The sequence below is a fragment of the Actinosynnema sp. ALI-1.44 genome, from assembly GCF_001984155.1.
Classification (GTDB): domain Bacteria; phylum Actinomycetota; class Actinomycetes; order Mycobacteriales; family Pseudonocardiaceae; genus Kibdelosporangium.
In genome coordinates this window covers 422,101-434,455 of the sequence record NZ_MTQO01000046.1, presented here as the reverse complement: position 1 = coordinate 434,455, position 12,355 = coordinate 422,101, and the positions used below count along the sequence as shown (strand labels likewise).

Below are 12,355 nucleotides of genomic sequence, written 5' to 3'. Positions count from 1 at the left end.
CCCTCGGGACCGCTGCGACCTGCAGGAGCTCTCCGTGACCGTCGAGACGACCCCGACAATCGATGCCGCGCTGGCGAGGCGGCTGGTCGATACGCAGTTCCCGCGGTGGGCCGAGTTGCCGCTGCGTCCCCACGCCCCGGCAGGCTCGGATCACGTGATCTACCGGCTGGGCGAGGAGCTGTCCGTTCGGCTGCCTCGTCATGCCGGTGCGATCAAGCAGGCGAGGAAGGAAGCCGAGTGGCTGCCCCGGCTCGCCCCGCACCTGCCTCTTGCCATCCCCACGCTGGTGGAGGTCGGTGCACCGGACTTCGGCTATCCGTGGCCATGGGCGGTGTCGCGCTGGCTGGACGGCGAGGCGGCGACCGTCGAAGCCCTGTCCGGCTCGCACGAGGCCGCCGGTGCGTTGGCCGAGTTCCTGACCGCCCTGCGCCGGTTCGACGCCGAACCGGCCGAGGATCTCACCGGCCTGCCGCTGGCCGCACGGGACACGGCGACCCGATCCGCCATCACGGAAGTCGGCGACGCGTTCGACACCGCGGCGATGGCCGAGCTGTGGGACACAGCCCTCGCCGCCCCCGAGTGGGGCCGTCCACCGGCCTGGTTCCACGGCGATTTCCACACCGGCAACCTGTTGACGGCCAACGGCCGCCTCAGCGCTGTCATCGACTTCGGTGAGCTGGGTGTGGGCGACCCGGCCTGCGACCTGATCATCGCCTTCACCCTCATGTCGGCCGAGACGCGAGCCACCTTCCGCGCCGCGCTCGACGTGGACGACGCCACCTGGACTCGTGGTCGCGGCTGGGCACTGGCCACCGGTTTGAACGCCTATGTCTGCTACGCCGCCGTCAACCCCCGCGTGGCCGCGCAGACCACCCGCCAGATCACCCAGGCCCTCGCGGGCTGAACCGGATCGCCGTCAGCAGTCCGACGTGATCGTGTGGCTCGACATCCCGTTGCCGGTGGTCCTCGCGCGGGTCCTGCGGCGGATCGTGCGTCGCACGGAACTGTGGGGTGGCAACCGCGAGACGTGGGCCGCCCTGCTGGGCAGCAACTCCCTGGTGAAATGGGCGGTGACGTCGAACCGCAGGCACCGGGCGGAGTTCCCGCTGCGGCTGGGTCCGCCGAACCTGCCCGGCGTGTCGGTGGTGCGGCTGCGGTCCTCGGCCGAGGCCGTCCGCTGGTTCGCCGTACTCCCGCCCCGCCGCGCCGAAGACGGCGCAGGCGACACAGGCGGCGAAGGAGTCCACAAGGGAATGTCCAACGCGCCGTAGCCGGAAGCAGGGCGCCGGGCGGGATCGCTCAGGAGCAGAGCGCCGCGTTCGTGGACCTGCTCGGCCTGACCAGGCGTGAACCCTAGGTGCCTCAAGGGCTTCCCGGTTTCACAACGGCGGGCAGGCGCTCGTAGCCCCGCAGGATCCTCGTCGTACGCCGGGTCGCGCCCGGTTTGAGCCGGAGATCCGGATAGCGGTCGAAGACGGCCCGCAGGCCCACCTCGCCTTCCATCCGGGCGAGGGCGGCGCCGAGACAGTAGTGCCGCCCCGCGGAGAACGACACGTGTTCACGGGCGTTCGGGCGCGTCACGTCGAACCGGGCCGGGTCGTCGAACAGGCCGGGATCACGGTTGGCTCCGGCCAGGATCCCGACGACCATCGCCTCCTTCGGCACCCGCACCCCGGCCAGCGTGGTGTCACGCAAACAGGTCCGCGCGGTCAACAGGACGGGCGGGTCGACGCGGAGGGCCTCGTCGACGGCGTTGGGCCACAGCGCGGGGTCCTGCCGGAGCGCGTCGAGCTGCCGGGGATTGTCGTGCAGCAGGGCGATTCCGTTGCCCAGCAGGTTCACGGTGGTCTCGAACCCCGCCGCGAGCACGAGCCCGGCGGTGGCCTTGAGCTCGGACCGGGTGAGACCTGCGCCGTCCTCGCGGGCGGTCACCAGTTGGCTCAGCAGGTCGTCGCCGGGATTGTCCCGCAGGTGGTCGAGGTGACGGCCAAGCCAGCTGTCGAACGACGCGAGCGCCGCGTCCACCGTGCGGAACTGGCGCCACGACAGCCCCATGTCGAGGCTGGGTGCCGCGGCGGTGCCCAACTCCAGCACACGCCGCCGCTCCTCCGGTGGCACACCGAGGATCTCCGCGATCACCGTCACCGGCAGCAGGCTGCAGTACGTCTCGACGAGGTCGACCGGTCGCGCGGCGTCGATCTTGTCGAGCAGTTCGTGGGCGATCTGCTCGGTGCGTTCACGCAGGTTCTCGACCGCGCGAACCGTGAACACGCGCGTGACGAGCTTGCGGTATCGCGTGTGATCAGGCGGCTCGGTCACCAGCAGGGACGGCGGCGCCACCGGATGCAGATGGCTGGACGCCGACCATTGGAACACGCGCGTCAGCAGCCGGTCTTCCGGCGCGCTCATCCCACTGCGGAAGTCGTTGCTGGTGAGCAACTCCCTGACGGCCGAATGGCTGGCCGTGATGTAGGCGTAGCCAGCCTTGTGCACCGGCCCGCCTGCGCGGATCTCGTCGAACAGGTCGTGCAGTTCGGCGGTCGGCCTCTGTACGGACTCGACGACCAGCCGCGCCTGGAGATCTCCGCGCCGGGCGGCCACACGCAGCGCGGTCCGGGGCAGTGCGTGGCCGATTCCCCAGCGCACGACCGGCTTGGCACGTGCCGCGAGGCCGTAGGAGGCTCGCTTCACCGTTGTCACGACGCGTCCTCTCGATGGTACTGGCGTGTACCACGACCTTACCGGCAGACCTGCGTGCGGGCCCGTACCAAACTTCGCGGTTCATCAATCCGGGTAACATCGTTTATGTGGTTACCCGGAGGGTGTCGGCGGTGCGCCCGCCGTGGCAGGAGGGGCACTTCGTCGGTGGCCACCTGGTACTCGACCTCACCAACACCGTCTTCAGCAGAGCGCAGCCCGTCGACGAGGGTGAACTGTTGAAAACCTCCTCGGACGTCCTGACCTGGTGTGTGTCGTCGGGGCTGTTCGACGAGATACCCGTGGTGCCGACGAACGGCCTCGTACAAGACGTCCAAACTGTTCGGGAGCAGGCATGGGCCGTGCTCGACGCAGTCGCGTGCGGTGCGGCGCCGCCGCCCGAACCTCTCGGTGCGCTCCTGGAACGAGCCGGGGCAGGCGTGCGAACCGGACACGTGCACGTGGACGGCACCGCGGACTGGGCCTTGCCAGGCGCGATTCCCTCGGCCCTGGCTCTGATGGCGGTGCAGGCGCTGTTCACGCTTCCCCGGGACCGGCTCAGGGCGTGCGGCCGATGCGGATGGCTGTTCCTGGACTCGTCACGAGGCGGACGCCGTCGCTGGTGCAGCATGAGCACCTGTGGTAACCGGGAGAAGGCCAGCCGCCATCGCGTGGCCGGTTGAGTGTCAGGCGGCGCCGAGCTCGCGTCGCATGATCGGCCGGTCCTTGCGCGGCCGGGCGACTTCGGTGAACCCGGCATCGAGGAACGCGCTGGCGATCCCCGTCATCGCCGTGTCGGCGCCCGCGCGCTTGCCCGCACTCGGTTCGACCGGGTAACCCTCGGCGACCGGGTACCCGGCTGACGCCGCGTAGTCGCACACGGCGTCCAGAATCCCCGGCAGCAGACCGGAACCACGGCGTCCTTTGTGGACATAAAGGCACGTGATCGCGCAGACCGGCTCGTCGTCGATGCGCTTGAGCAGCGAGGAACGTTCGAGCCTGCGGAACTCGCCACGTCGCCCCAGCGAGCACCACGCCACGGGTTCGTCCCCGTCGTAGACGATGACACCGGGCGGCTTCTCGCGCTCGGACAGGTGTTTCATCGACTTCTTGTTCCCGTCGCCTTTGCCTTGCATTCATTCGTCGATGGACAGTCGCCAGTGCATGCACCAGCACCCGCGAGCGCCTCCGTTGGCCCCCATGACGACTTCGAAATCGCTCCAGGTCGCCTTGGTCAGTTCTCTGACGGTGAGGGACGTCCGCATGCCGACACCTCCTTAGTAACCTCTATACATTGGTTTAAAGGTTACTACGGGAGTGTTGCCGCCGCAGCGTGCTGTCAGCGCGGCTGCTCGGAAACCTCCGGCCGGGCCTGGCGGGCATTGAGCTGACGCTGCAGGTCGTCGATCTGGGCCTGCAGCCGCGCCAGCGTCTCGGGCGGCACAGCGGCCTGCTCCACCACCGGGGTGACGGGCTCCGCTGAGCGGCGTTCGGCGGAGGTCTCGGCCTTGAGGATGCGCATCGACCGGCCGAGGGACCGAGCCATGTCCGGCATCTTCTTGGTGCCGAACAGCAACACGACCACAACGGCGATGATGAGCAGCTCCGTGGCTCCAAGGTTGCCCACAGTGACCTCCTGACCTGGGCCGGTACCTTGATCCACGGTACCCCGGGGCGCCGCGGCGGCGAATCGGGTTCGCCTGGCCGCTTTGCCCGAAAACAGCTCTGCCGCAACGACTCCGAGTTGTGCTGTCTGTCCGCTGTGGCCGGTTGCCCTGGCACGGCCGATCGGCCGGTACTCGCGCGACCGCCGCGACCACTAAAATTCCGCCTCATGCGGGGAATCTGGGGTCTGGTGGCGGTGGTGCTGGCGTTGACCGCGGGGTGCTCGACGACCGAGGGGACGCCGGTCGGGTCGAACAAGGCCGAGCTGAGCAAACCGGTCGAAGTGCGTCTGGTGGTCGAAACGACGCCCCCGGACATCAAGCTGCGCGACAACGCGGGTGAGGAGTACGCGTTGGGGCCGGTCGAACTGCGGCTCGAGCGCTTCAAGCGGGCGTACATCGAGTACGACAAGCAAGGGGCGTCCGGGTGGCTCGTGCACCTCGAACTCCCCGACGACCTCACCGGGAAGCTCAGCGAGTTGACGCAGGCCAACGTCGCCAAGCGGATGGCCTTGATCGTCGACAACCTGGTCGTGTTCGCCGCGCAGATCAACGGTCCGATCCCCGGCGGGAAGATCCAGATCCAGCACCGCTTCACCCAACAGCAAGCCAAGGACCTGCTGGACTCGATCGGCGGCGAGCGGTAGGAACGCGCGTGCACCGGGGCGACTAGGATCCCTGGCCACCCCGGTGCGCGTGACGCGTCAGCGAACTTGTCGTCGGCCGTACGCGCCCGCCGCGATCATCACACCACCCGCCGCGAGCACGACCTGGATGATGACCTCGATCCAGTCGATGCCGGCGGTGTCGCCGACACCCAGCGCGTTGGCGATGAAGGTGCCGATCAGGGCGGCGACGATACCGATCACGATCGTCAGCCAGATCGGGATGGACTGTTTGCCGGGGACGACCAGGCGTCCCAGCGCGCCGATGATGAGGCCCACGATGAGGGCGCTGATAAGGCCGCCGACGGTCATGACTAGCTCCTCGCTGCGGGAGGCCCACCACTAGGGCCTCGCTGACCTCGGGGTACCCGCTGCGCGCCGTGGGCATGTGCGGCGATGATCACGTGCGATGCTCTACACCCGATTGAGCGATGAGTTCCCGACACGAGAGACGTCTCTACAGCCATGGTGACTACACACGTACTCGAAACGCCCGAGGTCGACCTCGCCTACGACCTGCACGGCCCGGTGCCCGCCGCGGATGGGCGCCCGCTGTTGTTCATGATCGGTCAGCCGATGGAGGCCAACGGCTTCACGACGCTGGCGTCGTATTTCCCTGATCGCACGGTGGTCACCTACGACCCGCGCGGCCTCGGCCGAAGCAGTACCCGCCGGGACGGCGTGACAACTGCCGTGCCCGCCGTGCAGGCGCAGGACCTGCACGCGTTGATCGAGGCGTTGGGTGCCGGACCGGTGGAGGTGTTCGCCAGCAGCGGGGGAGCGGTGACCGCGCTCGCTCTCGTGACGGCGTACCCGGACGACGTGACCACGCTTGTCGCCCATGAGCCCCCGATCATCACGGTGTTGCCGGACGCCGAGGCCACCATGCGCGCCCGTGACGCCTTCATGGCCGCGTACCAGGCCAAGGGCCAAGGCGCCGGAATGGCCGCCTTCCTGGCCATGACCATGTGGCAGGGCCAGTTCACCGACGAGTACTTCGCCCAGCCCCCGGCGGACCCGGCCGCGTTCGGCATGCCGGTGGAGGACGACGGCAAGCGGGACGACCCGCTGCTGTCCGAGCGGTCCCTCGCGGTCACGGAGTACGTCGTCGACGCCGCGGCGTTGCGGGCCGCGCCGACCCGCGTGGTGATCGCGGTCGGCGAGGAGACGGGCGACACATTCACCGGGCGCACCGCCAGGTCGACGGCCGAACTACTCGGGCAGGAAGCCACCGTGTTCCCGAGCCACCACGGCGGTTTCATGGGCGGCGAGTTCGGTTACGCCGGGCAGCCCGAGGCGTTCGCGGCTCGGCTGCGTGAGGTGCTCGACGGCAACTGAACGAGGTCCTGCTGGCCCGGCAACCGCCGGGTCATCCCTTGACGTAGTGAGTCTATCTACGCAACTATCCTGGTAGACGACGTGAAGGGGCGGTCTGGGCGATGCGCACTGCGACTACCGTCGAGGTCTCCGGCGACTGGCACGCGCAGACCGGCTTCGTCGTCGAGGCCGAGAAGCTGGGGCTGGACGTGTGCTTCGTGGCCGAGGCGTGGGGATCGGACGCCCCGTCGGCGCTCGGGTACCTCGCGGCCCGCACCGAGCGGCTGGTGCTCGGGTCCGGCATCTTCCAACTGGGCACACGCACCCCGGTCGTCATGGCGCAGACGGCGATCACGCTGTCGAACCTGTCCGACGGGCGGTTCCTGCTCGGGCTCGGCGCGTCGGGGCCGCAGGTGGTGGAAGGCCTGCACGGTGTGCCGTTCGCCAAACCGCTGACCCGGATGCGGGAGACGGTGGAGATCATCCGGCAGGTGTTCGGCGGCGACAAGATCGCGTACGCCGGCGAGGCGTTCCGGATCCCGCTGCCCGGCGGGGGCGGCAAACCGATGCGGTTGTCCACGCGCCCGGCCTACGACATCCCCGTCTACCTGGCCGCGTTGTCGCCCGCGATGCTGCGGCTGACCGGACGGATCGCCGACGGCTGGCTCGGCACCAGCTTCGTGCCGGAAGGCGCGGCCGACGCGTACTTCAAGCACATCGACGACGGCATCGCCGACAGCGGGCGCACTCGCGCGGACCTGGACATCTGCCAGGGCGCGGAAGTCGCCTTCGCACCCGACGAGGAAGCGTTGCGCGCGATGGTCGCGGGCCGCAGGAAGGAACTCGCGTTCAGCCTCGGCGGGATGGGCTCCGCGACGACGAACTTCTACAACCAGGCGTACAGCAGGCAAGGCTGGGCCGACGTGGCCGCCGAGGTCAAGCAACGCTGGCAGGCCGGTGACCGGGACGGTGCCGCCGAGTTGGTCACGGACGAGATGGTCCTGGGCACGACGTTGATCGGCACGGAACAGATGGTGCGCGACCGGCTGCGTGTGTGGCGCGCCGCGGGTGTGGACACCGTGCGGCTGTACCCGGCCGGGCAGACGCCCGGCGAACGGCTTGACACGCTGGCCAGGGCGATCGAGATGGTCAAGGAGATCCCGTGAAACGCAGTTCGCTGAACCGGTGGCCGTGTTCCATCGCGCGGACCATGGACCTGTTGGGGGACTGGTGGACGCCGCTGGTGCTGCGTGAGGCGTTCTACGGCATCCGCCGCTTCGACGACTTCCAGCACGGGCTCGGCATCGCCCGCAACACCCTTACCGACCGGCTGACCAGGCTCGTCGCCGAGGGGCTGCTGGACAAGCAGCCGTACCAGGACAAGCCGGTCCGGTACGACTACGTGCTCACCGAGAAGGGCAGGGACTTCTTCGGTGTGCTGGCCGCCATGACCCGGTGGGGTGACCGCTGGCTGTCCAGTGTGGATGGTCCACCGGTGACGATGCGGCACAGGGGATGCGGACAGGACGCGCACGCCGACGTGGTGTGCTCGGCGTGCGGCGGAAGCCTGTCATCGGATGACGTGACGATGGGCTTCGGTCCCGGGTACCCCGAACGGCTCAAGGCGCTGCCGGAGGTCCGGCGGCGTTTCGCGCAGGCGTGACACGAGAGGGTGAAACGGCGATGGAGTGGACGGGCGCGCGGTACGCGGACAAGCCCACGGTCGAGGTGCGGACGTGGATCGACGCGGCACCCGATCGGGTGTGGGCGATCGTGGCCGACGTCGAACGGATGGCCGACATGAGCACCGAGCTGCAGTGGGTGGCATGGCTGGACGGCGTCACCGGGCCCGCGCTCGGCCACAGGTTCGTCGGGCACAGCAGGCACGAGTCGTTCGGTGAGTGGTCGACCACGTCCGAGGTGGTCGACTGCGAGCGGGGCCGGACCTTCGGCTGGGCCGTCGGCGACGTCGCCGAGCCGTCCGCGACCTGGCGGTTTCACCTGCGGGGAAAGGACGGCGGCACCGAACTGGCCCAGTGGGTGCGGGTCGGGCCCGGCCGCTCCGGGTTGTCGTCCGCGATCGATCGTATGCCGGACAAGGAACAGAAGATCGTGTTCGTCCGGCTACGCGAACTCGAGCGCAACATGACCGCGACGCTCGCGCACATCAAGGGCATCGCGGAGGAATCGTCCGGCGCCTGAGTGGCCACGAAAAGTGGAATGTTCGGCGAAGGCGAAACGTCAGGATCGAAGATCACTTGTGGACAGTGCACTACTCATGGTCCATTGTGAACCACCCGTTAGTGCGGGCGGGGCCCCCGGCTGGCGGATCGCAGCGGCCGGGTGCGGCTGCAAGGCTCGGTGGGCGACGGCGCGAACCGAGCCTTGAAGGAGTCACCGGATGACCACTGTCCAGCCCGCCACCGGACCCGTACTGCGCAGCGAATACCAGCGTTCCATCGCCGCGTACTGGAACGCCGAGAAGGATCCGGTCAACATCAAACTGGGTGACGTAGACGGGCTGTACCACCACCACTACGGGCTGGGCGACTACGACAAGTCGGTGCTCACCGCGGGCGACCAGGCGGTCATCGAGGAGATGCACAGGCTGGAGACGGCGCAGGCGAACGTCCTGCTCGACCACCTGGGTGACATCGCGCCGACCGACCGGCTGATGGACGCGGGCTCCGGCCGCGGTGGCACGAGCATCATGGCCAACCACCGGTTCGGGTGCAGCGTGGACGGCGTGAGCATCTCCGAACAGCAGGTCGCGTTCGCCAATGACCAGGCGCGGCAACGCAAAGTCGACGACAAGGTGCGGTTCCACTTCCGCAACATGCTGGACACCGGGTTCGACACCGGTTCGATGCGCGGAATCTGGACGAACGAGACAACGATGTACGTGGACCTGCACCAGTTGTACGGTGAGTTCGCGCGGCTGATCCAGCCCGGTGGCCGGTACGTGTGCATCACCGGCTGCTACAACGACGTCACCGGCGGGCGCTCGCGCGCCGTCAGCCAGATCGACCAGCACTACATCTGCAACATCCACCCCCGCAGCGAGTACTTCAAGGCGCTGGGCGCCAACGGGTTCGTCCCGATCAACGTGGTGGACCTGACGCCTGCGACCATCCCGTACTGGGAACTGCGGGCGCAGTCATCCGTCGCGACCGGCATCGAGGACCCGTTCCTGACCGCCTACAAGGAGGGCAGCTTCCACTACCTGCTGATCGCGGCCGACCGAATCTGACGACGGGGAAGGCCAGATGACGGACATCCTGTTCGGACCGTCGGGGCTGGGGACATCCGCCGCGCGCGTGATGTCCCAGCTCTCCTCCGACCCAGCCTATGTGGAACGAGAATGGGGTGATGGCAGCGCTCCACCGCTGTACGTGCCGATAGTCGAGCGAGTCGACGAGCCGCTGGCCGACGAGGTGAACCGGAGGCTGGTGATCTGGGCGGCGGAGTGCGGGTTCGAAGGCGAGCAGCTGGAACTGCTCGGGAAGGCGTGGTTCGGCAAGCTGGCGATGCTGGCGCACCCGGACTCCGACGACCCGGATCGCCTGCTGATCGCGGCGCAGCTGAACGCGGCGTGGTGGGCGGCGGACGACCTGTACGCCGACGACAGCGAAATGGGCGCGTCGCCGACAGCGTTGCCCCCACGGCTGGCGGTGGCGATGGCGGCGATGGACCCGGTGCCGCCCGCGGGGGAGTTCTCCGTCCCCCTGGACGCGGAACTGCGGTCCGATCCGGTGCTGGTCTCGCTGCGTTCGGGAATGGACCACGTCGCGCAACTCGGGACAGCGGCACAGGTCCAGCGCGTCAACTACTCGACGTTCGCCATGTTCGTCAGCTGGAACGCGTACGCCGCCTGGCGGCACACCGGCGAGTACCCCCCGGCGTGGAAGTATCTGGCGACACGTCAACACGACAGCTTCTACACGTCGATGACGTTGGTGGACGTCGTGGGCGGATACGAGGTGCCCGCGTCGATCTACTACGACCCCCGTGTCCGCGAAGCGGCGTTCCGCGCGGGAACAGCGACAGTGCTCGTCAACGACCTGCACTCGGTGGAGAAGGACGCGGCGGACGAGAAACCGGTGTGCAACATGGTCCTGCAGATAGCGGCGGACCGGGACTGCTCGATCCAGGAAGCCACGGAGGTCGTGGTCGAGTTGCACAACTCGATCGTGCGTGACTTCGAAACAGCACACCGGGCCATGCAGTCGATCCCCTCACTGGAACTGCAACGCTTCCTGCGTGGCCTCCGCTCCTGGATGGGCGGCGGCTACGAGTGGCACGCGACCAATCCCCGGTACAAGTCCTCGGCACAACAAGAACCACAGGAGGAAGAACCAGTCGCAAGCACTGGATAGGCACGTAACACGACGTGGCGCCACAGCGACAAAGACGCGCTGTGGCGCCACGGCCGTGTTCATGTCGCTGAAACTCGGTCCGTACCCGGAACGCGGTCGTGTTCCTGACCGATACAGGGGCCATGCGAGCGAACTACTCGACCGCTTACGTAGGCGGTGATCTTTGTGGACGCGGCCGATGCCACCCGAGTCACGGCTGATCCGGAGACGCAGGCAGTACTCGACCGGCTCCGGGTGCTCTGTGACGAGATCGACCCGGTGCCCGACGACCTCGCCGACACAGTCGGCTTCGCATTGGACCACACCAATCCCGGTGACGAGATTCTCCGGCTGGTGGCGCGGCACGCGGACGACCGGTCGAGGGTGCGTGTCTTCGACGGCCCGGGGCGGACTGTTCTGATCGCGGTCACCGAGAGCGGTGCTGTCACTGTTCGCGTGGACGGCTGGGTTGTTCCTGCTGGGGCCTGCCGTGTCAGATTGTGTACGGCCGCGGGTGTGCTTGAGGTGTCCGCGAACGCCTCCGGGCGGTTCACCTACGACTTCGTGCGGCGAGGTCCGGCGAAGATCTCGTTTTCCGGCAACGGCCCCGTTTCGACGCCTGTGCTGCTTCTCTGACCACGGATACGTAGTCGCGTACGTACTCTCACGGAGGCTGGGGGCTGGCGTGTCGGGCAGTGTGACGACACCCTGATCGGGACGATCCCGGTCAGCGGAGTCGATGTCACAAGCCCTGCAAGGAGTGCCATGTTCCGGAGGTCCATCGTCCTTCTCGCCGCGGTGCTGGCGTTCAGTCCCGGTACGGCCGTGGCCGCTGCCAACCCGTACGAACGAGGGCCCAAGCCCACCGAGCAGGCCCTGCTCGCGCCCCTCGGCAGTTTCACGTATTCCACGGTCGTCGTTCCCCGCTCGCAGGTCACCGGCTTCGGGGGCGGCACGATCTACTACCCGGACGACACCAGCCAGGGCACGTTCGGCGGTGTCGTCGCTGTGCCGGGTTTCGTTTCGCCGGAAGGCGCGGTCGCCTGGCTCGGGCCGCACATGGCCTCGCGGGGTTTCGTGGTCTTCACGATCGCGACCAACAGCATCTACGACCAGCCCTCGGCGCGGGGCAAGCAACTGCTGGCCGCGATGGACTACCTCGCGCAGCGTGCGCCCGACGTGGTCCGCAAGCGGCTTGACCCGGCGCGGCTCGCCGTGACGGGGCATTCGATGGGCGGGGGAGGCGCGCTCCACGCGACGGAGGCCAGGCCCGGCATCAAGGCGTCCGTCCCCCTCGCACCGTACAACTTGGACGAGACGTGGAGCACGGTGGCGACGCCCACGCTGGTCATCGGTGGCAGCGCGGACGGTGTGGCCAGCGTCGACAAGCACGCCCGGCCGTTCTACACCAGCCTCACCGGCGCGCGGGACCGTGGTCTGCTTGACGTGGCCGGAGCCGACCACATGGCCTTCACGAAGGAGAACAGCATCACCGGCCGGTACGCCGCCGCCTGGTTGAAGCGGTTCGTCGACCAGGACACCCGCTACGAGCAGTTCCTGTGCCCGGCGACCGGCGGCCCGGGTGTCGCCGAGTACCTGGCGTCCTGTCCCCTGTCGTGATCGACTTCGTCCGCCTGGAAGCGCGCCGCTGGTGATG

17 protein-coding genes are annotated in these 12,355 nt (G+C 68.3%); 12 read left to right on the top strand and 5 right to left on the bottom strand.

Going from position 1 to position 12,355, the window contains the following annotated elements; translation table 11 throughout:
- Positions 1-34: 34 nt before the first annotated feature.
- Together ALI144C_RS24890 and ALI144C_RS24885 are read left to right on the top strand one after the other, a co-directional pair.
- Positions 35-904: an aminoglycoside phosphotransferase family protein gene (locus ALI144C_RS24890; protein WP_083753351.1), complete on the top strand. Its 870-nt coding sequence runs from the start codon at positions 35-37 to the stop codon at positions 902-904.
- Between the two features lie 25 nt (positions 905-929).
- The gene (locus tag ALI144C_RS24885; protein ID WP_076989529.1) at positions 930-1,271 is read left to right on the top strand and encodes a hypothetical protein; all 342 of its coding nucleotides are present in this window, start codon (positions 930-932) and stop codon (positions 1,269-1,271) included.
- 91 nt (positions 1,272-1,362) lie between these two features.
- Here the strand turns inward: ALI144C_RS24885 and ALI144C_RS24880 are convergent, their stop codons facing one another.
- On the bottom strand, positions 1,363-2,700 hold the full coding sequence (locus ALI144C_RS24880; protein WP_330359606.1) for a cytochrome P450: 1,338 nt from the start codon (positions 2,698-2,700) through the stop codon (positions 1,363-1,365).
- A 107-nt stretch (positions 2,701-2,807) separates the two neighbouring features.
- Between ALI144C_RS24880 and ALI144C_RS24875 the strand changes: the two genes are divergently transcribed.
- Positions 2,808-3,380: a CGNR zinc finger domain-containing protein gene (locus ALI144C_RS24875; protein WP_168211338.1), complete on the top strand. Its 573-nt coding sequence runs from the start codon at positions 2,808-2,810 to the stop codon at positions 3,378-3,380.
- Positions 3,381-3,383: 3 nt separating this feature from the next.
- Here ALI144C_RS24875 and ALI144C_RS24870 read toward each other — a convergent pair whose 3' ends face one another.
- From ALI144C_RS24870 to tatA, 3 genes are all read right to left on the bottom strand, one after another.
- The gene (locus ALI144C_RS24870; RefSeq protein WP_083753348.1) at positions 3,384-3,833 is read right to left on the bottom strand and encodes a GNAT family N-acetyltransferase; all 450 of its coding nucleotides are present in this window, start codon (positions 3,831-3,833) and stop codon (positions 3,384-3,386) included.
- Complete coding sequence (locus tag ALI144C_RS58490; protein ID WP_269086699.1) at positions 3,834-3,962, bottom strand: hypothetical protein; 129 nt, start codon at positions 3,960-3,962, stop codon at positions 3,834-3,836.
- Between the two features lie 74 nt (positions 3,963-4,036).
- Positions 4,037-4,324, bottom strand: coding sequence for a Sec-independent protein translocase subunit TatA (gene tatA, locus ALI144C_RS24865; protein ID WP_076989527.1), 288 nt, complete (start codon positions 4,322-4,324; stop codon positions 4,037-4,039).
- A gap of 207 nt (positions 4,325-4,531) precedes the next feature.
- Between tatA and ALI144C_RS24860 the strand changes: the two genes are divergently transcribed.
- Complete coding sequence (locus tag ALI144C_RS24860) at positions 4,532-5,008, top strand: SecDF P1 head subdomain-containing protein (RefSeq protein ID WP_143230839.1); 477 nt, start codon at positions 4,532-4,534, stop codon at positions 5,006-5,008.
- A gap of 57 nt (positions 5,009-5,065) precedes the next feature.
- On the opposite strand, the gene ALI144C_RS24855 is transcribed toward ALI144C_RS24860, so the two are convergent.
- Entirely contained in the window at positions 5,066-5,338 is a 273-nt protein-coding gene (locus ALI144C_RS24855; RefSeq protein ID WP_076989525.1) for a GlsB/YeaQ/YmgE family stress response membrane protein, read from the bottom strand.
- 153 nt (positions 5,339-5,491) lie between these two features.
- On the opposite strand from ALI144C_RS24855, the gene ALI144C_RS24850 reads away from it, so the two are divergent.
- The 8 genes from ALI144C_RS24850 (at position 5,492) to ALI144C_RS24815 (ending at position 12,318) form a co-directional block, all read left to right on the top strand.
- The gene (locus ALI144C_RS24850) at positions 5,492-6,364 is read left to right on the top strand and encodes an alpha/beta fold hydrolase (protein ID WP_143230838.1); all 873 of its coding nucleotides are present in this window, start codon (positions 5,492-5,494) and stop codon (positions 6,362-6,364) included.
- Positions 6,365-6,465: 101 nt separating this feature from the next.
- Positions 6,466-7,509 (top strand): LLM class flavin-dependent oxidoreductase, encoded by a 1,044-nt coding sequence (locus tag ALI144C_RS24845; protein WP_076989524.1) that lies wholly within the window; start codon positions 6,466-6,468, stop codon positions 7,507-7,509.
- Positions 7,506-8,006, top strand: coding sequence for a winged helix-turn-helix transcriptional regulator (locus ALI144C_RS24840; RefSeq protein ID WP_076989523.1), 501 nt, complete (start codon positions 7,506-7,508; stop codon positions 8,004-8,006). Before ALI144C_RS24845 ends, ALI144C_RS24840 begins: the two co-directional genes overlap by 4 nt.
- Positions 8,007-8,026: 20 nt before the next feature.
- Positions 8,027-8,545 (top strand): SRPBCC family protein, encoded by a 519-nt coding sequence (locus ALI144C_RS24835; RefSeq protein ID WP_076989522.1) that lies wholly within the window; start codon positions 8,027-8,029, stop codon positions 8,543-8,545.
- Positions 8,546-8,744: 199 nt separating this feature from the next.
- Entirely contained in the window at positions 8,745-9,593 is an 849-nt protein-coding gene (locus ALI144C_RS24830) for a geranyl diphosphate 2-C-methyltransferase (RefSeq protein ID WP_076989521.1), read from the top strand.
- A 16-nt stretch (positions 9,594-9,609) separates the two neighbouring features.
- Positions 9,610-10,719 carry a family 2 encapsulin nanocompartment cargo protein terpene cyclase gene (locus ALI144C_RS24825; protein ID WP_076989520.1) on the top strand — a complete coding sequence of 370 codons (1,110 nt, stop codon included), beginning with the start codon at positions 9,610-9,612 and terminating at the stop codon, positions 10,717-10,719.
- 165 nt (positions 10,720-10,884) lie between these two features.
- Complete coding sequence (locus ALI144C_RS24820; RefSeq protein WP_076989519.1) at positions 10,885-11,334, top strand: hypothetical protein; 450 nt, start codon at positions 10,885-10,887, stop codon at positions 11,332-11,334.
- Between the two features lie 129 nt (positions 11,335-11,463).
- Positions 11,464-12,318, top strand: coding sequence for an alpha/beta hydrolase family protein (locus tag ALI144C_RS24815; protein ID WP_076989518.1), 855 nt, complete (start codon positions 11,464-11,466; stop codon positions 12,316-12,318).
- Positions 12,319-12,355: the final 37 nt, after the last annotated feature.

Bases quoted from the DNA above. Each gene is read 5' to 3' on its own strand.
- ALI144C_RS24870 (WP_083753348.1), bottom strand. From the start codon at position 3,833: ATGCAAGGCAAAGGCGACGGGAACAAGAAGTCGATGAAACACCTGTCC.
- ALI144C_RS58490 (WP_269086699.1), bottom strand. From the start codon at position 3,962: ATGCGGACGTCCCTCACCGTCAGAGAACTGACCAAGGCGACCTGGAGC.
- ALI144C_RS24860 (WP_143230839.1), top strand. From the start codon at position 4,532: ATGCGGGGAATCTGGGGTCTGGTGGCGGTGGTGCTGGCGTTGACCGCG.
- ALI144C_RS24855 (WP_076989525.1), bottom strand. From the start codon at position 5,338: ATGACCGTCGGCGGCCTTATCAGCGCCCTCATCGTGGGCCTCATCATC.
- ALI144C_RS24850 (WP_143230838.1), top strand. From the start codon at position 5,492: ATGGTGACTACACACGTACTCGAAACGCCCGAGGTCGACCTCGCCTAC.
- ALI144C_RS24845 (WP_076989524.1), top strand. From the start codon at position 6,466: ATGCGCACTGCGACTACCGTCGAGGTCTCCGGCGACTGGCACGCGCAG.
- ALI144C_RS24835 (WP_076989522.1), top strand. From the start codon at position 8,027: ATGGAGTGGACGGGCGCGCGGTACGCGGACAAGCCCACGGTCGAGGTG.
- ALI144C_RS24830 (WP_076989521.1), top strand. From the start codon at position 8,745: ATGACCACTGTCCAGCCCGCCACCGGACCCGTACTGCGCAGCGAATAC.
- ALI144C_RS24825 (WP_076989520.1), top strand. From the start codon at position 9,610: ATGACGGACATCCTGTTCGGACCGTCGGGGCTGGGGACATCCGCCGCG.
- ALI144C_RS24815 (WP_076989518.1), top strand. From the start codon at position 11,464: ATGTTCCGGAGGTCCATCGTCCTTCTCGCCGCGGTGCTGGCGTTCAGT.